The sequence below is a fragment of the Shewanella sp. VB17 genome, from assembly GCF_013248905.1.
Taxonomy (GTDB): Bacteria; Pseudomonadota; Gammaproteobacteria; order Enterobacterales; family Shewanellaceae; genus Shewanella.
Map to the genome: position 1 here is coordinate 2128135 of NZ_JABRVS010000001.1, position 19988 is coordinate 2148122.

Sequence of the window (19988 nt, forward strand, 5' to 3'; positions counted from 1 at the left end):
TGCTGATATTCGACGGAGGCTTCCACAGATCCCGTATCTTGAGGTTGTTTGAGTATAGGTAAAAAATAAATAGTGCGGTGAGCTACGAATATGAATTCATCTAGTGCAATTGAAAGTGGAACTATTGACTTTAAGATAACAAAAAACCACCTAGGTTAACCGAAAGGTGGTTACTTTTGCACTTATAAAACTTCAAGTAACATTGGCATGTTAAAAAGTGAAGTTATAGCTCTCTAGCGGTATAAAGTTCAACAAAAACACGCTTGTAGCTATTGACTATACGATCGAATAATTTTTTCATTTTGTCTCTCCACACAGTGGTGTAATAAATAGATGATCGGAGTTTACTTGTGCCGGGTAGCTTCACCGGATTCACGTGCTATCTCCTGAATACCAGTGCATGATATGTTGAAATACGGGGCTCATCAAACTAAAAAAATTGTATTTTATCATTATTAAAACTAATCAATATTTTTTGTGTATTTCAATTTCAAATTTATTTTTTTATGCTTTATTGTTATTTAATAATGGGTTGGGTGTAATTTTTGTCGTTAAGTCAGCATTGATAAAACTGATGATAAAAATAATTTTTTGTTCTTTATGCTGCAAGAGTTATTTGGTCTTCTTAAACTAACTGAAAATATAGGTATACCCATAACCTGTTATTGGCTTCATATTTTCCTTTTAAAGTCAAGGCTGCAGTGTATGGAACTGTGTCCTTAAGCCCAAAATCCACTTTAAACAGAGTGATTGATTGATTTTGAACAATTTTGAATGGTATAAAATAGAGGTGATATGGCGCTTAATTGAGTTAAATTACGGAACATAAGCCTCTAGTAAGTTATTCTTTATTTATGCATTGCGTATGTTTTTATTTTTTGTGAGGAGTCGTTGAACGTGTAGAGCCAGAAATTAGGGCGTAATAGTCTGAAAACATGGTTTATAAATAAAATATGCAGTGTAATCGTCGATATAATTTAACCGCATTGTAGGCGATTACCGCTAAATTCCTCAATAGGCATTAGTGATGAATGATCTGAATTGACTCATGACTAATGGATGTATCACCTAAGGAGTCACCAATGATTTTAGAAGAGGTTGTTGAGTTATCACGTTTTCAATTTGCGATGACCGCCATGTATCACTTCTTGTTTGTTCCCTTAACTTTGGGTCTAGCTTTTTTACTTGCGATAATGGAATCACTCTATGTGATGACCAGTAAGCAAATCTATAAAGACATGACTAAATTTTGGGGTAAGCTGTTCGGCATTAACTTTGCTCTGGGTGTGGCCACAGGTCTTGCTATGGAGTTCCAGTTCGGCACTAATTGGTCTTACTATTCTCATTATGTCGGCGACATATTTGGTGCGCCACTGGCTATCGAAGCCTTAATGGCTTTTTTCCTTGAGTCGACTTTAGTCGGTATGTTTTTCTTCGGTTGGGATAGGTTTAGTAAGGGGCAGCATCTTGCGATAACTTGGTTAGTCGCCTTGGGATCGAACATGTCAGCCTTGTGGATCTTGGTTGCAAATGGGTGGATGCAGCACCCCGCTGGATCAGTATTTAATTATGAAACGATGCGAATGGAGATGACTAGTTTCGCTGATGTGTTGTTTAATCCTGTTGCTCAAGTGAAGTTTGTACATACGGTTGCATCCGGTTATGTTGCTGGTGCTATGTTTGTGCTTGCTATTAGCTCTTATTATATTTTGAAGAAACGCGATCTCCCTTTTGCGCGTCGTTCATTCGCTATTGCAGCCAGTTTTGGGATGGCGTCAATTCTGTCGGTTATCGTATTGGGTGATGAATCTGGTTATAAAGTGGGTGAAGCACAACGTGTTAAGCTTGCTGCTATTGAAGCTGAGTGGCATACAGAGCCAGCACCTGCGGCTTTTACCGCAGTGGGATTCCCTAATCAAGAAACGATGCAGACTGATTATGCGATTAAAATTCCTTATGCGATGGGGATCATTGCAACTCGTTCTCTTGATGAGCAGGTGATAGGTATTCATGATTTGATTGATGAGCATGAAGTGCGGATCCGTAATGGGATGGACGCTTACGCCATGTTAACTGAGCTACGTGCAGGTAACGACACTCCTGAATTACGAGCAAGATTCGATGAGGCTAAGGTTGATTTAGGTTATGGGCTTTTATTGAAGCGCTATACGGATAAAGTCGTTGATGCAAGCGAAGAACAAATTATGGCTGCTGCTAAGGATTCTATCCCAAATGTTGCCCCCATATTTTGGTCGTTTCGTGCCATGGTAGGCTCAGGGATTATTATGCTGGTGGTATTCGCTGCGGCATTTTGGCAGAGTACGCGTCATCAAATTGAAGAAAAACCTTGGGTATTGAAAGCTGCACTGTACAGTTTACCCTTACCTTGGATTGCGATTGAGTGTGGTTGGTTTGTGTCTGAATATGGCCGTCAACCTTGGACTATCTCAGAAGTATTGCCAACATTTATGTCAGCCTCAAGTCTATCAGTAAGTGATCTTTGGTTTAGCATTATATCCATTTCTTTATTTTATATTGTGCTGCTTGTTATCGAAGCCTACTTAATGATTAAGTTTATTCGTAAAGGTCCTAGTAGTTTAAAGACTGGTCGTTATCACTTTGAAAATATAGATGCCTGAGCGAGGAGCGGATTATGTTTGATTATGAAATGTTGAGGTTGATCTGGTGGGTGCTGATTGGCGTACTCTTTATTGGCTTCGCCGTTACCGATGGTTTTGATATGGGCGTGGGTGCACTATTACCGGTGATTGGTAAAGATGATACTGAACGTCGTATTATGATTAATTCGATAGCCCCTCATTGGGATGGTAACCAAGTTTGGTTAGTTGCCTCTGGTGGGGCGTTGTTTGCTGCTTGGCCTATGGTTTATGGCGTGTCTTTTTCTGGATTCTATGTTGCCATGATGTTGGTATTGTTTGCCTTGTTTTTACGTCCTGTCGGTTTTGATTACCGTTCTAAAATAGAAGATCCAAGGTGGCGTAGGTCATGGGACTGGGCACTGTTTGTGGGTGGTTTTGTGCCGCCGTTAGTTATTGGTGTTGCATTTGGTAATTTATTGCAAGGTGTTCCCTTTAATTTTGATGAGTACTTACGTGCAACTTATCATGGTGGTTTCTTCGGTTTGTTAAATCCATTTGGATTACTGGCCGGTGTTGTCTGTGTCAGTATGTTTATGATGCAAGGTGCGACCTGGTTACAAATGAAAACTGAAGGTGAGTTGAGAGTACGGGCTGCAAATGCCTCTCAAATATTTGCCATTGTTTTATTTATCTGTTTTGCCGGCGCGGGTGTTTGGTTAGTGAATGGTATCGATGGCTATGTGATCACATCGACGATTGATACTTATGGCATATCAGATCCAACATTGAAAACGGTAGCGATAGAGGCTGGAGCATGGTTAACAAACTATGATAAATACCCGTTCACTATGTTGTTTCCAATATTGGGGTTAGCGATGCCTATCCTTGTTTTTCTATCAAGTCGTTTGAATTGGTCAGGTTGTGCTTTTTTCTTTAGTTCATTAGCGATAGCTGCTGTGATCCTAACCTGTGGTGCGGCAATGTTTCCTTTTGTTATGCCATCATCACTCGATCCTAACGTGAGCTTGACTATGTGGGATGCAACAGCAAGTGAAATGTCGTTAACAGTAATGACTTGGGCTGCGATTATCTTTATCCCTATTGTACTTAGCTACACAATTTATACTTATATGAAGATGTTTGGTCGTTTGTCTCGTGATTTTATTGATAATAATAAGACATCATTATACTGATAAGGAGCTGATATTATGTGGTACTTTGCTTGGATGTTGGGTGTATTATTGGCGTGTTCATTTGGTATTATTAATGCTTTATGGCTTGAGACAACCGAAAATATGGACAGAGACACTGAAAATAAAGATGAATGACTCGTCGTATTTTAGTGTGAAGCGATAAAAAAATCCCGTAAGAATATTTTTCTTACGGGATTTTTTATGATCCATGTGGCTAGCGGATGATTGAAGCTAAAATTATTATTCTCAGCTCTGGATTCCTGTTTCCTGCATGACTCTTGATGTATGTATACAGTTGTATATCTAAATCATTCAACCCAGTATAGAGGGCTTTGAAACTGGCTTTATAGCAGACCTTGAATTGATCATTTATTTAATGCCATTGGCATTATGAGTGGAGAGCACTGTTTTTGGGTTTCATGATTAAGTGGTACACAGCGGGGACCCAAATGAGCGATAAGAGGGTTGTTAACAGCGTTCCACCTGCAATGGCTATGGCAAAGGGGGGCCAAAAGCCACCTCCAGCGATAATTAAGGGTAAGAAGCCACCTACTGTTGTAATGGTTGTTGATCCTATATGACGGCAACAGCTGGAAACCACAGTAACGGTACTTTGTATATTTCCTTGCCTCGCATCATCTTGAGCTTCGAGTTCAGCTAAAATAACAATGGCAGCATTGATGGCCAATCCCATGAGTCCAAGTAAACCAATAATCACAGTGAACCCAAATGGATAACCAAATACAAAGACCGAAAGTAAACCAAGTCCAACAGATTGTAGAGCGCTAAAAAATATGATTGCTGTTAACCTAAAGGAGTTAAAAGATAGTACGACAGTGGCAAGTAGCAAGGTGATGACAAGGCCAAGATTGGATAATAATTTACCAATAGCTTCATTACGTTTTGCACTTTCACCCCCGACTTCTACACGGTAACCCGCAGGCAAAGTCATTGCATTGATGCGTTCTTTTGCACTATCAAGGACCTCTTGTGGGAGCACGCCACTGACAATATAGGCTTCAATTGTATTCACTCTCTGGCCATCTCTGCGTGGGATCGCGCCTCGGCTCACTTCGATGTGATTGCTTGCAAGAGCAGAAAGAGGGATCCCAGTACCGGAGGCTGACAATAAATTTATCCCTGATAGTGTTGTTTGTTGCCTTCTTGTGCTTTCCTGTAATCTGACTCTGATGGGCAGTGATTCTGTTTGCTCAAGTAAACTTCCTCCATTGATCCCTGTGGTAGCCATTCTGATTTGTTTGGCAATATCAGATAAATTCAAGCCGCTCATTAAGCTAGCATCTTCATTTATTTTAAACCAAACTTTAGGCGCGCCAGCACTTAGCGTCGATCGAGTGTGAATAACATCAGGTGTGTTACTTAAAATTCGCCTTACTTCATCTCCAAGGAGCCTAAGTTGATCTAAATTAGGCCCAAATACTCTTAACTCAACAGGGGCATTAAACGGTGGGCCTTGTTCTAACTTGCGAACCAAGATCTGAGCTTGTGGAAAGTGAGCATCGAGCTGCTGCTGAAGTTGCGGGATTAATGTGTTGGCAGTATTAAAATCTGAGACTTTAATCATGGCTTGGGCATAATGACTTGCACCTTGTTGGCGTTGAGGAAGATTGTAGTAAAAAGAAGGAATGTTACCGCCAATAAGCCAGTCAATTCGGATAATACTTGCGGTTTTGCGTAATTGAAAATCGATGGTTTCGACGTAGGACCTAGTGCTCTCGATACTGGCATGAGAGGGTAGGTAAACCTCAATTTGAAACATATCTCTATCTGACGGTGGGAAGAATTGTTCAGTCATCTGGCTGACGGTCAAGAATCCGATAACGGGAATGGTAGTGATGAGCAATATTGATAATAGGGGCCTTTTCAATGCCCTTGATAATGTAGTGTTGAACAATTGATTGGCGAAGGTAAGTTTTATTCCACGTTGATACCAATGCTGAGTTCCATCGTCACCAAAGCGTCCGGCAAGTCCTGCTATTAGTGTGTGGGAGATTAAGTAGGAACCGATGAGGGCAAACATGACCGAAATGGCGATCCCTCCGACAAACTCTCCGGCTGCACCAGGCATTAACACTATCGGAGTAAAAGCCAGCATTGTGGTAATGGTTGAGCTGGCTAAAGGTAACCAAAAATGATGTAAGGTTTTACGTACTGCTTCAAGTTGAGATAAACCTTGTTGCCGCCTTTGTGCGATAGCATCGACAATAACAATCGCATTATCAACCATGATCCCCAGTGCGACGACGAGACCTGTGATGGACATTTGGTGAATTGGTAGGCCTATCAATTTCATACAGGCTAAGGTAAACAATGCCGTTAATGGTAAAGATAGAGAAACAAGTGCAGCATTACGTAATCCCAGTGTTAACATTAGCACGATTAAAATAATGACAAAACCGAGTAAGAGACTCTGTACTAAGCTGCTGAGTCGATCACTGGTATAACCCTCTTGATCGAATAGCCATTGGATCTCTATATTGGCAGGAACGCTAGTTTGTAACTCGTCAACGACAATTCTGACTTTGTCTAGCCATAAGTCAACGCGAGTATTATCGAGCATACGGGCGGAAACCATCACACCTTGATTTTGTTCTATTAAGGCAATTGAATGAGCGGGCGTTTTAGTTTCTCTTGTTATTGTTGCCACATCTCCTAATCGAATGATCTGCCCGAGTTCATCAATTTTTAACGGGACCTGGCGGATCCGGGTGAGTGAATCCAGTTCTCCAGATATTTCGATTAATGCCCTAAACTTATTATTATTAATTTCACCAGCAGACACTTTAGTGTCGGCATTTTTTAAGATCTGTGCAATTGAAGCTGGAGTTAGGTGCAGTTGATTGACTTTGTTGCCGTCAAGTTGCACTAGAATTTCTTCGGTGGGGTTGCCATAGAGGTTAACGAAGTTAGTGCCGCTTATGAGTCGTAAGCGACTTTGTAATTCTTTAGCATAGCGGTTTAGCATATCGACACGTACTTCTCCACTCCCTTTCCATACTAGGCCTAAAATCGCAGTGCTGGCATAGCCTATTTGATCATCTAAAGTGGGGCTTTGTACGGCTGTTGGGAGCAATGGTTTGGCATCTGCAATTAAATCTCTTGCACGGGACCAAACTGGAGCGGTATCAATAACGTCATCTTTAAGTTCAAGTTGGATCACTGAAATACCTGGCCTAGAGGTAGATTGGACTAGTTTAATCTCTTCGAGTCTACGGAGCTGCTCCTCAAGGACTTCAGTGACTAAAGCTTCCACTCGCTCTGATGACGCTCCTGGATAGTGAGTGATCACTGCTGAGATACGTATTGTAGCATCAGGATCTTCCATTCTAGGCAAGCTGTATACAGCACTTAACCCCGCAACAATTAGTAGAGCAATAAAGAGGCTTGTGAGTCTACCATTTTCGACAAATGCTTTAATCATAAGCTACCTAGCTGCTACGGTAGTATTGCGTTTGACCTGTTGGCCAACAACGAGTTTATGCAATCCTTGACTGACATAATCCTCATTAATGCTTATTGCACCTTGGATATAGGCTAACTCACCTTTGGTGTAAATAATCTCAATATCACGGCGCTCAATATTAAAGGTGTTGTCTAAATCTGAAGGATTCGTGGGGATTATCACATAGAGGTTCCATAGTCCGCGTATACCATCGGTGAGTGCGGAAATGGGTACCCAATAACCGGTTTTCTGGATGTGTGTTTTATAAACTAAATGGGCTAACTCACCGTTTATCACTTGTGCATCAATGGGCAGTGATAATCTTAATGGTACCGTCCGTGTAATAGGATTAACTTCCGCTCCTATGCCAGCTATTTGGGCTAAGTATTTCTTATCCCCCACTTTTAATGACACATTTTGTTTGGCCTTGAGCTGTTGAGCAAATTTTACTGGGACACCGATGAACGCTTGGGGATTTTTATTTTGTACTAAGGTAAATATTGGCATTCCTAATGCTACGACTGCGCCCAGATTATTATGTCTTCGGCTGATAATGCCATCAAAAGGTGCAAAAAGAGAGGATTTTTCAATTCTCAGTGCATTAGCGTGCTTTGATGCAAGGAGCTTATTTTTCGCCGCAAGTAGGCTGTTGAGTTGTCTTTTTAGTTCATCAAGTTGCTGCTCTGAAATGTAACCTTTCAGTTGTAATTCTAGGCTACGATTTAGGGTACTTTTAGCGAGATTCAGATCGGCATTATTTTGTGACAAACTGGCATCTATTTCTTGTCTTTTAGCCTCTAATAGACGAGTGTCTAATTGTGCCAGTAATTTGCCTTTTTCTACTCTATCGCCACTGTCAGCAGTGATGCTTTTAAGTTTTCCGGCTAGTTCAAAGCCAATTCCTGTGGTGTTTCCAGCCCGGATAGTACCTGTAAATTGTAATGTATCTTGATAGGAGAGTGATGGGACTAAGGTGTCAGTCGTAACCGTTTGAAATTTAACTTGCTTACTGTGAGTATTAACTTCCTGCTGACACCCACTCAGAGAAAGAAGCAACAGCATACCTATGAACGTTTTATTCTGGAAAATATGGCTTAAAATTCTCATCCTGATATGTTGCCTTAGTTGATTTCCAGTATTATTATTGTTAATTTTTATAGTATAGTGTATTTCTAAAGAACGAGACTGTCTACACTACTTTAGTGGCTAACTTTGATAGTTTTTTGTTGTATATTATTAAGGGCTATCTTATTTTTAATAGGATAAATCGTGAGTAAAGCCAAGAGTAATAAGCTATCAATTATCGCTAAAGGAGTTAGCATGATCCGTCGTCCTCTATTTACAACATCATTATTATTGGTTACATCTTTCATTTCTCAGTGTTATTCCTCTGCAGCGATCGGGGCAGCTAAGACAGGCTCACTCCCTTTTAGTTTATCTGTTTCAACCATTGGTTCAGAAGAAGCCGATATTGGTGATGGTGAACAGTCACTACAAAGGGATTCATTGCAGTTTGATGCTAAAGCTCGTGTGGTTTTGGCACCGCAATGGTCGTTAGGCTTCAATTTAGGGTATGGTGAGTTGAATTATGATTGGCAACAAAACGATAGCTCACTATTTGGTGGTACGTATAATGGTTGGCAAAAAGTGCATCGCTATAAAGCAGGGATCTCGCTGAGCTATCGCATGGATGAACAGTGGATGTTTATGCTAGCCCCTCAAGTGCAATTTGCTTATGTTGACACAGCTTCATCGAACGATGCCGCTAGCTATGGGATAGTTGTTTCTGGTATGTATCGATTTGAACATGGGAGCTTATTCGGTGTTGGAGTTGCTTACCTTAATGACATTTCCGATGTTAGAATAATGCCATACCCAATTATTAGTTGGCAAATTAGCCCATCGTGGAGACTAGGTAATCCTTTTGATGCAGGTTTTACCGGCTCTGCAGGTTTAGAGCTGAGTTATCGAATGAATTCAAATATTGATTTTGGTTTTGGAGGCGCAAGACGTACTCAAAGATTCTTACTTGAAGGTGATGATACGACAGTTGAAGTGAATGAATTTGTAAGCTTTTTGAGAGCAACGTGGAGCATATCAGAATCGATACGATTAACAGGCTACACTGGGTATTATTCTGATGGTGAACTTGAGCTTAATACGCCGCAAGTACAGATTGAGAGTATAGATGGTCAAGGTGCATTAGCACTAGTGGCAGAATACCGCTTTTAAGAAAAGCAAAAAGAGGGGTAAACACCTGTTTATTCCCCTTTGAATCACTCTTGAATTTATTGTCCTAGCATGCTTCTTTTCAGACTATTTTGAGCAGGTTCATCGCCTAACCAAATTTTTAGCAGTGCTTGTCTGAAATTTTCCCCTTTAATGGTTGCTTGTGCAGTACCATTCTTATAGGCCGTCACCCCTGAAGTTTTGCTTGTGAACAACGTAAATTGATCACTTTCTTTAATTTCTTCATTAAATAGTGCCATAAAGATATTTATTTCAGGTTGGATTAGGGTCATATCACCTTCTGTAGCATCATCAAATCCTTCCCTAATGGCATCTCGCATCTTATCAGCAGTGATCATGCCTGATGTTATGTTTAAGCGGATCACAGATTTTTCAGCATCGATAATGCTTACAGCATCTGAGTTTCTCGTGGTCAGGTATAAGCTACCGATATATAAATCGATAAAAAATTTACTACGAACCCCCGCTCCATTTAATTGAAAATCTTGCTGAGATAAGGTTATTGTTTCGGGGATTTGAACCCCAGAGACTTCGATGGCGTGCACATTAGCAGTAAGTAATAATGAACCCGCTAGTGTTAATGTTGATAGTGTATCAATGAGGGACATCGTATAACCTCTTATTTGTTTATATAAATATATTTAGCCGCGTTGACCTAGCTGAAATTGACCGTTTTGATGTATAAAGGCGGTTTGCTTTTGTTTCGGTGAAATGAGCAATGGACCATCATCGAAAAATAGAAAACATTTCCAATTACGAATAAACACATCCCACTGAGTTTCTATAACTTGATACTTTTCATAGCAAAAGTAAACAGTTAGGTCATTTTTCCAATCAAAAAAATCGGCAAACATGTCTGGTAATGCTGGGTTTTCACTATCCCAAGCTGCTTGCCAATCATGGCTACCGATCCACGCATCGTCTTTAGCAGCCCAATCACCTTTAGTGAATTGTTCCGAATGGCTACTCCGATTACTGATCCACTTATTCCAAATCAGCATGGAACTTTTTTGATCTAACGGTTTTATTAATGCTTTATCTTCTTCGGTAACGGGTAGATCTTTATGGTTAAAGATCCATTTACGTTTATATTGTTCAAGCGGAATATAGGTATGTGACACAGGGCCTCGCTATTGGGATACTGTTGTTATTCGACCATGATTATACGGATTGCCAAGCAACAAAGGAAACGGCATCAGTTAATCATTTTCGCCAGATTAACGCTTATTGTTTATTTATCTGCCTTTTACTGGTGTCATGTACTTAACCAAAGTTGGGAGTGGCTCAACATCATGTGTTTGGCTTGGTGCTAGCGTAACATTTCCCCCTTCTATTGACCCATTTTTTCTCGTTGCTAGGGGATATGTTACCAATATTTGACTGTAGCCTCACTCTTTAGGCGTCCATTATTATTCCTACGCTTTCCAATTTACCGTCGTTAAGTATTTGATAGTAAGGGTTGTTTGTTTAATGTTATAATTGTTGTGATATTGAGTGGTATCGACCGTCATATAATTTACAGGACAAAATAAAATGAATAAAGCAATTTTACTATTTCTAATGATTTTTCAGTTATTGTGTGTCTCACAAGCCAATGAAGCATTAACAAGTGCTGAATTAACAAGCCGAGCATTAACAAGTGAAGAACTTATAGCAGCCTATCCGAGTATTGCAGCAGATAGCGAAAGGACAGAAAATAAAGCGGTATTATGTCCATTCATACGTATGTTAGAAAGGGCTGGTCTGTTTGATTCTGAACATCCTGAAAATAATAGTGATATTATGGTAGGACTGATTGACTTCACCACAAAAGCAAAAGAGTTTGGCTGTGGTATTCTCGGCTGTGGTACTGTTGCCACTTTAGTTTCGGCTGGACAGTTAACGTATCCGTCTGACGTCTATTACGGTAAGGCTCAAATTGGCCATGTTAATATTACCAATTTACATAAAGCCAGAGGTGTTGCTCATGAATGTGGTTTCACATTTAGCTATGGCGATACAGAAGTCAATGATGTGACTCGTAGTAATACCTTAGATAAATTACTGGCTAAAGCCGATCCTCAGGGCCGTTTAGACCAGAATGATATTATGGAAGTTAAATTAGATATTTGTGCTGAGCAAAACGTTGAGATCAGCAGTGCAGGAGGCATTGAAGCTGGACTTATTTTTAAATACTTGGGTGGTGAAGATCGTGGGTATGTAGAATATGACGATGTTGTACGTTTATTGAATGCAACCATGCCGAAGACTAAAGCGATAAACTTATTATAAATTAAAAGATAAATATTCCGGCTCTTTCTATTTTCCTCTAGATATTTAGAGGTATAGTTAATTTGCTTATCTACTTAGGGACTACATAAGGGCATTCTGATCTCATCTAACTGATGAAAAGTCAGATGCCCAGTCGTGCTTGATCAGGAATACTTGTCTACAGGATAGGTCTTTTATTCAAGTAATAATAAAATTTAATATACTCGTTTAGTCTAATAATTTAATTGTGAAGTGATGCTGGAATCTAGTATTTACTTATTATTATATTAGCATGTCGTATTACTTATGTTTGTTTAACGGTTGAATTAAGTGGTGGTCATATGAAATTGTTATATAAATATAAATATAAATATAAATATATTTATTATAATTTATTTACATATAATCATAAACGAATGATCTATACTGCTAGTATGAATTGGCTGAAACTTATTCGGCTAATTAAAGCACTTATTCATATAAATACATGTGAGGTTAATAATGACAATCAATAAAAATGTGATCCCAACCGTTATATTTCTCGTTTTATCTACTTCATCAATTACTTATGATGTTAATGCAAATGTAATTAATGAACCAGTAAAAAAAGTTGTTAAAAAAACAGTTATTAAAGAGACGGTTAAGCACCCCGTAAAGAAAAGTGTTAAGAAAAGCACCAAGAATCCGGTAAAAAAAAGCGTGAAAAAAAGTACTAAAAAACCAATCAAAAAAAGTGTTAAGAAAAAGGTTAATGACTAATTTAGTGCAACTTAAGTCATGTGTTAAGGCTTTTATCGTTAAATGAAGAGCAAAAAATGCAGGGAGTACTGTCACATAATTTAGTATTAACCATCTTAAAGAAACAGAAGGTATGCGAGTCCTGCATTGCTAGCACTCATACCGTCTAAATGATTAACATCATTGTGAAAAGTAAAAGTAATGTTCAGTGTTACTTTTACTTCCACTTCCAATGTTTGTTTGATTATCCACGTTAAAAAAGGAGTCTATTAATGGCTATGGTAAAATTTAAAAACTCAGGTTTTAAGCGTATAAAAAATATGTTTGGACTTATTATTACACTGGTAGTGATCCCTTCATGCAGTACCGAATATACTGAAAGTAAAGGAATTGGAATAAATAAAGGTGCATCTGTAAAGGTTGTCGATGGGAATGTTGAATCGTGTGCTAGTGCTCCCTCTGAATACATTGATGATATCAGTGATCGCCCTGTTGAGACTCGAACGTTAAAAGGACATGGTGTCATTCGCGCTACAGGAGTCATAGCGATAGATGGTTGCTCATCTATTGAAGGGCCGCTTGCAGCAATCAATTGGTGGACGACTAAAGATAAACAGATGCTGTCGACACAGTACGATGCTATCGTTGGTCCATTGGCTTTTAAATACTCTCGTTTGGTTTTTTCTCGCGAAGGTGCGCAGAGTATTAGGATGGGTGAGGCGCCATTACCTGATCACGATACGCTAGCAGTGGTACTATACCATTCGGCTGAATCGTTCATTAAATTAACAGGTTCTGAAACACTTCTTAAAGCTGCCCCTGTTAAGGAAGCAGCTGTGGCCGAGAATTATAGTTTTGGACTCCATCGATGTATTGTTGGCTGTGAAGACACAAATCATCCAATATTTCCTGCCCAGATACAGGGCAAAGTGCTGGTTATTCAATATTCGATGCCAAATACCAAAGTGAGTGAAATTGAGCAAATGTACTATAAAATACGAGATACATTAGCGCTTGATGGACGTGCAACACTGGCCTATGGAGGTCGATTAGTTGGACAATCATTCTATGAACTTGATGATGGGAGTAGAATACGCCAATTTAACAGTGAGGGAGTGGATGGGACGCTTATATTTGAGGTAGAGAACCTTGAGAATGTCGAACAGATTCTTGCCATCAATGAGATTGCGTCGTTTATCGATAAAACCACAGCCGATGTAGTCGTGACCTTCGCTGGTATTAAAGGAGAAAAGTAGTACAAAATATTACTTTATTGAACCTTATATAAAGGGTAGGTCTTTCATTCAAGCAATGACACAATTTAATATACTCGTTTGAGCTGCCTAATAGGGTAGCTTAATAGGGTAGCTTAATAGGGCTGTGATGTTGAGAAAGCTCTTTCTCTGATGGAACGAGTATAGTTAAGGTTTTTGTAAGGGAAGTGTTGGATAAAAGCTGTAGTTAAGCTCATTTTAGTATGGGCTAGTATAATGACTTAATAGATAAAAGTGATTTGAGGCGATTTTATATATTGATTATATTTAATTTATTTTTATATGGTCAGGGATCGTTACTATTCACTAAATCAGCTATTTGTCTATGCGGGGCATTTGACATACGTTATAAAATGGTTTTTACTTTTATTTTTGCACTTCATTTTTTATAAAAACAACATTGAAGTCTAAATAATGAGCAGGAAAAGCCTGCTTTTAGCATTTTTATTGGACAAATTAATATGAATATTCAGGTCACTTATTTATCTCTTCTCCTTGTTACATTGGCGGGGTGTTCGAGTTTAAGGCCCACAGATGAGGAGATTGCTGCGACGGATATGCCAGACAATACATTGTTACATGAAGTTGACTATGACGATGACAGAGTCGGTGTTCAGTGGGTGTCTAACACAATAAAACCTCATGATTATACGGCATTAATGGTGCCTAAGGTTGAACTCAAGCAAGATTTAACTCAGGACAAACAAATTCCCAAATCAGTATTAGATAATCTTGCGAATGTAATCACAGATCAATTACGGAAAAATATATCGATACCTATGACTGTGGTTGATAAAGCAGGGCCTCATGTGGCTAGAATCAATATTAGAATTAGTCGAGCAACAACTGAAGCAAGAGATTTAGCACTCACAGAAATGACGCCTGTAGGGGCTGTTATTGGCTCTATCAAAATGGCGGCAGGGACACGAGATAAAACGGCGCGGATTATAATAGAAGTACACATAGTAGATAGTGTGACCTCAGAGCGACTTGCGGGAAGAGTGTCTGCCATTATCGCACCGGCAGCACTTGAAAATGATGAAAGTCATTTAAATTATGAGCAAATACGTAAAGATGTTGATAACTTCGTGAATGATACAAGAATGTTTATTGAGTCAGCAGCCCATGAAGTGAAGCAAAATAATGCGGAATAATGATTTATATATTTTTACCGCCTAGTAAATGAACTTTGGTTGTAATGTATTCATACGGGGGAATATACCTTAAATTATTTTAAGATGAGGGGTTAACATGTTGAACAGTGGTATTAACGGTGAATGTGATCTGAAAAATTAATATCTTGTATTTAATTATTATTTACTAAGCTGTATTAAAGAGGAAGTATTTTTGATAAAAGGCATTGTGAATGAATCACAGCCTCTGATTTCATGTGAAGAATGCGGTTTAGTTGTTGCAATTCCTGATGTTGTTGGAGGTCAGAAAGCATGTTGTCCTCGATGTGGTCATCAATTAACTAGCGTTGTTAATCAGCCGTACCAGAGGCCCGTGGCTTATGCAATTGCTTGCCTTTTAGCGCTTATGCTCAGTGTGTCTTTTCCTTTTATGTCTTTCAGTATTGGCGAACTGTCACAGGAGATCACTCTGCTTCAAGTAGCAGGAATGTTGAAATACTTTGAAAATGCTTCGCTAGCGTTACTTCTTCTTGGTACAGTAATTGTACTACCCACTATATATGTTTCCGCTATTTTATACTTACATATAAAAGCAGGAAAGTATCAGAATCATGTGCTGACCAGTCAACAGAATACTAGGGTGAAATTACTATGCCGGATCATTTTCGCTGTTGAGCCATGGCTAATGGTCGATGTGTTTTTGATTGGTGTTCTTGTGAGCTTAATTAAAATTGCTTCGTTGGCTGATATTAATATGGGCAGTTCGTTTTGGGCGTTTTGTGTGTACACTGTTTTAGTTGTTAAATGTATTTCTATGGTAGATAAGCGTTGGCTGTGGGATCAGTTTATCCCAATAAGGCAAATTGAAGGTGTGAAAGCTGGAGATACGCATCATTCTCGTAATCATCTTAGCTGCCATGTTTGTCACCAGATTAATCCTATGTCAGCACGAAACCATAGTTATTGCATACGTTGCAACAGTCAACTTAACAATTATGTTCCACATAAAAATATTCAACATTCGTGGGCGTTACTCATCGCCTCAGCGACTTTTTATATTCCAGCTAACCTGTGTCCTATTATGTACACAGTTAGCTTAGGAGAGAGTGAAGGTTCGACCATCATTGAAGGAGTGTTGTTGCTATGGAGTATGGGATCTTATCCTATTGCAGCGATCATATTTTTCGCTAGTGTATTTATTCCTATCGCCAAAATGTTTACCTTAGGTTGGCTTTATTACAACGTGAGAAAAATGCCTGAGCTTCCTCTTGAAGAAAGTATGTTACGACTCAAGGTTTATCGTGTTGCAGAATTTATTGGACGCTGGTCTATGATTGATATTTTTGTTATCGCCATACTGGTCGCACTGGTACAGCTGAATAACCTAATGGAAATTTATCCTGGTCCTGCGGCTCTATATTTTGCCGCTGTCGTTATCTTAACTATGTTTTCAGCAGTGAGTTTCGATCCGAGATTACTTTGGAATAGTAGAGAAAACAAATGATAAGAGATGAGAAAAATATTCAAGCGGAAGTATATAACCAGCAACAGATTTCTGTCATCTGGATTATTCCTATCCTCGCTTTTGTGATCGGAGGCTGGATGCTCTATCAGCAGATAAGTGCTACAGGACCAGAAATAACCCTTAAGGTGTCAACCGCAGAGGGAATTGAGGTGGGTAAAACCGAGATAAAATCATTAAACGTTAAAGTGGGCGTCATTACAGATATTAAGTTGAGTCAAGACTATGATTACATAATCATCAAAGCTCGCATGAATAACGATGCCGAACGTATGCTGAAGGATGATTCTCAGTTCTGGATCGTTAAGCCTCGTATTGGCAAAGGTGGGGTATCTGGTCTCGAAACATTATTATCTGGCTCATATATTGAATTACAACCGGGGAAGTCTAATGTACTGAAGCTCGACTTTGACATATTAGATGTCCCTCCTGTGGCACCACCAGATACTAAAGGTCTACGTATTTTACTTACTCATGAAGAGGCTGGAAAGCTTGGTGTTGGCGATCCAATTATCTATAAAGGTTTCACTGTTGGTCGTGTCGAAAAAACCAACTTTGATATTGGAAAACAAAAAACGACTTATCAGCTGTTCATTTTCGAACCATACGATAACCTTGTTCGAAATAGCACTTATTTCTGGTTATTGTCAGGTGTGAATGTACGACTCAACGCCGAAGGATTCGATGTTGAATTAGGCTCAATAGAAAGTCTCATTAGTGGTGGAGTGACATTTGGAGTACAAAGAAATTCAGATGATGGTCGTCGTGTCACAGAAGATATGCGTAGCTTCCCACTGTTTGATTCTCAAAGAGAGGTGCGCGAAAGCATGCATGATGATTATATTGAGTTTGTTATGTTATTTGATGAATCAGTAAGGGGGCTAAAGGCCAAAGCACCAGTTGAATACCGTGGTCTTCGAATAGGTACCGTAATGAAAGTGCCACTGCAGATGCCCTCCAATAATGATACTAGTCTTACCGCTAAACAGATCCCAGTGCTTATACGGGTTGAACTTGATCGCCTGTACGAAAATTTAGAGCCATCTTCTGTAAGAGAGATTAAAAATAAACTGCATAATGATTTTGCCAGCGGTTTACGTGGAACACTTAAAACGGGTAACTTGTTGACTGGTGCATTATATATTGACACTGACTATTATGCAGATGAACCGCAATACAAAGGGTCGAATAAGTTTGAAGGTTATGACGTATATCCGACTAAAAAAGGAGGTTTCTCAGCTATTCAGATGCAAATAACTGACTTTCTTAAAAAGCTTAATAAGCTTCCTTTGGATGACACTATCAGCTCACTTAATACGACCTTAAAGACTTCAGAACGTGTAGCTGAAACTATCGACGAATTGCTTGCACATAAAGATACGAAAGAGCTACCTGCGGATATCCGTAAAAGCTTAATTCAGATCCAACAGATACTTGGAGGCTATGGTCCTGATTCTAAAATCTATCAGGAATTGGAAATTGCTTTGGGGCAATTTGAACAGGTGATGATGGAGTTTAAACCTGTACTTCGCCAAATCAACGAGAAACCCAATTCACTACTATTTGGTGAAGATAAAACCAATGATCCTGTTCCAGTGAAAGGGAAATAATAATGAAAAAGTATCTGTTTTTTGTCATTGTATTTATGATTGGCTGCAGTAGCGGAAGTCACGAGAGCCAGAGATACTTACTGCTTGCACCTTTAACTAAGTCTATTGTTAGTCAAGATGCTCCTCATATCATCGTTGCTCCGGTTAAGCTAGCCAAATATCTAGAGCAATCAGGACTTGTTTACAGAACCAGTCCTATGCAGGTTGAACTGGCAAAATATAATTTGTGGGCTCAGGATATCTCAGCACAATTGACGCAACGTCTGATTCTTGGCCTCAGAGCTAAACAGGCAGATTACTGGCCAGTACAATTGAGTTCTATTGTCGATCTTAACTCCCAGCCACTGCTTGAAGTACAATTACAAAAGTTTAATGGTTCCTATGAAGGGAATGCTGAGGTAGCTGGCGAGTGGATAATGGTAGATAAACAACGTGAAATATCGATGATACATTCTTTTAACCTATCAGTGCCGCTTAAGGAAGAAGGCTACCCAGCTTTAGTTGACGCACTTTCAAAGGGAGTTGAGCAACTTACAGACGAAATAGCTAAAGAATTATTATTAGTAACAGCTCAATAAAATTGCTTTGGGTGAGTAGGTGGTTACATATTGAGTTTATGTGTTTAAATTTAGGTAAGATGGAGGCTAGATTTAGGCATCACTAATTTATCTTCTTATCCTTGTTACATGAAGTGGTAAATATTACTTGACCACTTCAACTATACCTTTGTACTAGTTGTAATTATTAGTGGTCTTCATAGGTGCTAATAAATATGTTGCTTATAACTTATGCGTGTATAGTTACCTTTGTATGAGAAAATTTATTTCTGCTATAACATTTGTCGTTTATTTATTCATATCAATGGATGTATTTTCAGCTGATACGTTGAAGCCGTCAACAAGCTGGGGAGAATTTACGTTTGAAAATGATGCTTTTGGCGTCATTGAACCTAGTGATGATGGTTATACTAATGGTATTGCTTATGCTTGGGGTAATGCTCCTGTTGAACGTTTTGCAGACATCAGCATCCCAGATTGGTTGCGTTATGTTAGTGACTGGACTTATATCAATCATGGTGTCGAGGGACGCTACATGGCAAGTTACTCTCTCCAGCAAGCGATGTTTACCCCAACAGATATAGAAGAAGAATCATTGATTATTGATGATAGACCTTATGTTGGGGCTTTATTGTGGCAAGTTAAATTACGCCAGTTCAATGAGGGTGTAGCAACGAGTTTAACGTTTGATTTTGGGGTTGTGGGGCCAATAGCCCTTGCTGAGGAAATTCAAGCTGCTACCCATGATATTATTTCAGCGACAGAAGCCAATGGCTGGGATAATCAGATTAACAATGAACCTGTATTGCGCATTGGTTCTGAATATTTACAGCGTTTAATTGTATTGCCCTTGTCTGATAACATCACAGTTGATACCAGTATTTATATGCAAGCAGGTATTGGTAATCTTAGTAGTGATCTTGGGGCCGCATTGATATTTAGATTGGGCACTAGCTTAGGGGACACTTTTGCTATGGTCAACTCAACGGCTTCTTATAGTGCTAATCCCTATACGTTAATATCAAGTCAAATTTTCAACTGGCAAGTATTTTTGTCCTTCAATGGCCGTTATGTTTTTAACGATATTACCTTAGATGGCAATACTTTCAAATCGAGTCATTCCGTCGATATAATTCATGAACAAGGTTTGTTCAGTGTCGGTTTTGCTATGCGTTGGAGAAGTTGGGGATTACTGTTTTCAACATTACACGGCAGTCAACAATTTGAAGAGCAAAAGGATGACACAAACTTCGCGGCAGCCAGTATTAGTTATTTTTATTAAATATTTATGTGCCACGAAAATAAGATTGTTAAAAGAGGTTAAGGTAAAAAACTCAAAGAGTGTGTTGGTAGCCTAAATGAAATGTGGCGTTTATCCTGTTAGCCTTGATATGATTT

16 protein-coding genes are annotated in these 19988 nt (G+C 39.1%); 12 read left to right on the plus strand and 4 right to left on the minus strand.

Going from position 1 to position 19988, the window contains the following annotated elements; genetic code table 11:
* The first annotated feature begins 1082 nt into the window (after nt 1-1082).
* Genes HQQ94_RS09120 through cydX form a run of 3 tightly spaced genes read left to right on the plus strand, consistent with a single transcriptional unit; the run spans nt 1083 to nt 3928 of the window.
* Nucleotides 1083-2639 carry a cytochrome ubiquinol oxidase subunit I gene (locus HQQ94_RS09120; RefSeq protein ID WP_173294119.1) on the plus strand — a complete coding sequence of 519 codons (1557 nt, stop codon included), beginning with the start codon at nt 1083-1085 and terminating at the stop codon, nt 2637-2639.
* 14 nt (nt 2640-2653) lie between these two features.
* Entirely contained in the window at nt 2654-3793 is a 1140-nt protein-coding gene (gene cydB, locus HQQ94_RS09125) for a cytochrome d ubiquinol oxidase subunit II (RefSeq protein WP_173294120.1), read from the plus strand.
* A 15-nt stretch (nt 3794-3808) separates the two neighbouring features.
* The gene (gene cydX / locus HQQ94_RS09130; protein WP_173294121.1) at nt 3809-3928 is read left to right on the plus strand and encodes a cytochrome bd-I oxidase subunit CydX; all 120 of its coding nucleotides are present in this window, start codon (nt 3809-3811) and stop codon (nt 3926-3928) included.
* A gap of 253 nt (nt 3929-4181) precedes the next feature.
* Here cydX and HQQ94_RS09135 read toward each other — a convergent pair whose 3' ends face one another.
* Together HQQ94_RS09135 and HQQ94_RS09140 are read right to left on the minus strand one after the other, a co-directional pair.
* Nucleotides 4182-7235: an efflux RND transporter permease subunit gene (locus tag HQQ94_RS09135; RefSeq protein WP_173294122.1), complete on the minus strand. Its 3054-nt coding sequence runs from the start codon at nt 7233-7235 to the stop codon at nt 4182-4184.
* A 3-nt stretch (nt 7236-7238) separates the two neighbouring features.
* Nucleotides 7239-8318, minus strand: a complete 1080-nt coding sequence (locus HQQ94_RS09140) for an efflux RND transporter periplasmic adaptor subunit (RefSeq protein ID WP_254304178.1) — start codon at nt 8316-8318, stop codon at nt 7239-7241.
* A gap of 207 nt (nt 8319-8525) precedes the next feature.
* Between HQQ94_RS09140 and HQQ94_RS09145 the strand changes: the two genes are divergently transcribed.
* The gene (locus HQQ94_RS09145; protein WP_173294124.1) at nt 8526-9488 is read left to right on the plus strand and encodes a DUF6268 family outer membrane beta-barrel protein; all 963 of its coding nucleotides are present in this window, start codon (nt 8526-8528) and stop codon (nt 9486-9488) included.
* A gap of 56 nt (nt 9489-9544) precedes the next feature.
* Here the strand turns inward: HQQ94_RS09145 and HQQ94_RS09150 are convergent, their stop codons facing one another.
* Both HQQ94_RS09150 and HQQ94_RS09155 read right to left on the minus strand, forming a co-directional pair.
* Complete coding sequence (locus HQQ94_RS09150; RefSeq protein ID WP_173296586.1) at nt 9545-10105, minus strand: chalcone isomerase family protein; 561 nt, start codon at nt 10103-10105, stop codon at nt 9545-9547.
* A gap of 42 nt (nt 10106-10147) precedes the next feature.
* Nucleotides 10148-10627 carry a DUF2947 domain-containing protein gene (locus HQQ94_RS09155; RefSeq protein ID WP_173294125.1) on the minus strand — a complete coding sequence of 160 codons (480 nt, stop codon included), beginning with the start codon at nt 10625-10627 and terminating at the stop codon, nt 10148-10150.
* 412 nt (nt 10628-11039) lie between these two features.
* Here HQQ94_RS09155 and HQQ94_RS09160 point away from each other — a divergent pair, with 412 nt between their 5' ends.
* The 8 genes from HQQ94_RS09160 to HQQ94_RS09195 all read left to right on the plus strand — a co-directional run bounded on the left by HQQ94_RS09160 (nt 11040) and on the right by HQQ94_RS09195 (nt 19872).
* Nucleotides 11040-11777 (plus strand): hypothetical protein, encoded by a 738-nt coding sequence (locus HQQ94_RS09160; RefSeq protein ID WP_173294126.1) that lies wholly within the window; start codon nt 11040-11042, stop codon nt 11775-11777.
* Between the two features lie 480 nt (nt 11778-12257).
* Nucleotides 12258-12515 (plus strand): hypothetical protein, encoded by a 258-nt coding sequence (locus HQQ94_RS09165; protein ID WP_173294127.1) that lies wholly within the window; start codon nt 12258-12260, stop codon nt 12513-12515.
* A 251-nt stretch (nt 12516-12766) separates the two neighbouring features.
* Entirely contained in the window at nt 12767-13750 is a 984-nt protein-coding gene (locus tag HQQ94_RS09170) for a hypothetical protein (RefSeq protein ID WP_173294128.1), read from the plus strand.
* Nucleotides 13751-14229: 479 nt separating this feature from the next.
* Entirely contained in the window at nt 14230-14922 is a 693-nt protein-coding gene (locus HQQ94_RS09175) for a DUF3313 family protein (RefSeq protein ID WP_173294129.1), read from the plus strand.
* 193 nt (nt 14923-15115) lie between these two features.
* Nucleotides 15116-16405, plus strand: coding sequence for a paraquat-inducible protein A (locus HQQ94_RS09180; RefSeq protein ID WP_217274020.1), 1290 nt, complete (start codon nt 15116-15118; stop codon nt 16403-16405).
* Nucleotides 16402-18033, plus strand: coding sequence for an intermembrane transport protein PqiB (gene pqiB / locus HQQ94_RS09185; protein WP_217274021.1), 1632 nt, complete (start codon nt 16402-16404; stop codon nt 18031-18033). Before HQQ94_RS09180 ends, pqiB begins: the two co-directional genes overlap by 4 nt.
* Nucleotides 18034-18035: 2 nt before the next feature.
* Complete coding sequence (locus HQQ94_RS09190; protein ID WP_173294130.1) at nt 18036-18611, plus strand: membrane integrity-associated transporter subunit PqiC; 576 nt, start codon at nt 18036-18038, stop codon at nt 18609-18611.
* A 232-nt stretch (nt 18612-18843) separates the two neighbouring features.
* Nucleotides 18844-19872 (plus strand): lipid A deacylase LpxR family protein, encoded by a 1029-nt coding sequence (locus tag HQQ94_RS09195; RefSeq protein WP_173294131.1) that lies wholly within the window; start codon nt 18844-18846, stop codon nt 19870-19872.
* The last annotated feature ends 116 nt before the right edge of the window (nt 19873-19988 follow it).

Excerpts from the sequence above, each read along its gene's own strand:
- HQQ94_RS09120 (WP_173294119.1), top strand. The coding sequence starts at position 1,083 with ATGATTTTAGAAGAGGTTGTTGAGTTATCACGTTTTCAATTTGCGATG.
- cydB (WP_173294120.1), top strand. The coding sequence starts at position 2,654 with ATGTTTGATTATGAAATGTTGAGGTTGATCTGGTGGGTGCTGATTGGC.
- cydX (WP_173294121.1), top strand. The coding sequence starts at position 3,809 with ATGTGGTACTTTGCTTGGATGTTGGGTGTATTATTGGCGTGTTCATTT.
- HQQ94_RS09135 (WP_173294122.1), bottom strand. The coding sequence starts at position 7,235 with ATGATTAAAGCATTTGTCGAAAATGGTAGACTCACAAGCCTCTTTATT.
- HQQ94_RS09140 (WP_254304178.1), bottom strand. The coding sequence starts at position 8,318 with ATGCTGTTGCTTCTTTCTCTGAGTGGGTGTCAGCAGGAAGTTAATACT.
- HQQ94_RS09160 (WP_173294126.1), top strand. The coding sequence starts at position 11,040 with ATGAATAAAGCAATTTTACTATTTCTAATGATTTTTCAGTTATTGTGT.
- HQQ94_RS09165 (WP_173294127.1), top strand. The coding sequence starts at position 12,258 with ATGACAATCAATAAAAATGTGATCCCAACCGTTATATTTCTCGTTTTA.
- HQQ94_RS09170 (WP_173294128.1), top strand. The coding sequence starts at position 12,767 with ATGGCTATGGTAAAATTTAAAAACTCAGGTTTTAAGCGTATAAAAAAT.
- HQQ94_RS09175 (WP_173294129.1), top strand. The coding sequence starts at position 14,230 with ATGAATATTCAGGTCACTTATTTATCTCTTCTCCTTGTTACATTGGCG.
- pqiB (WP_217274021.1), top strand. The coding sequence starts at position 16,402 with ATGATAAGAGATGAGAAAAATATTCAAGCGGAAGTATATAACCAGCAA.
- HQQ94_RS09190 (WP_173294130.1), top strand. The coding sequence starts at position 18,036 with ATGAAAAAGTATCTGTTTTTTGTCATTGTATTTATGATTGGCTGCAGT.
- HQQ94_RS09195 (WP_173294131.1), top strand. The coding sequence starts at position 18,844 with ATGAGAAAATTTATTTCTGCTATAACATTTGTCGTTTATTTATTCATA.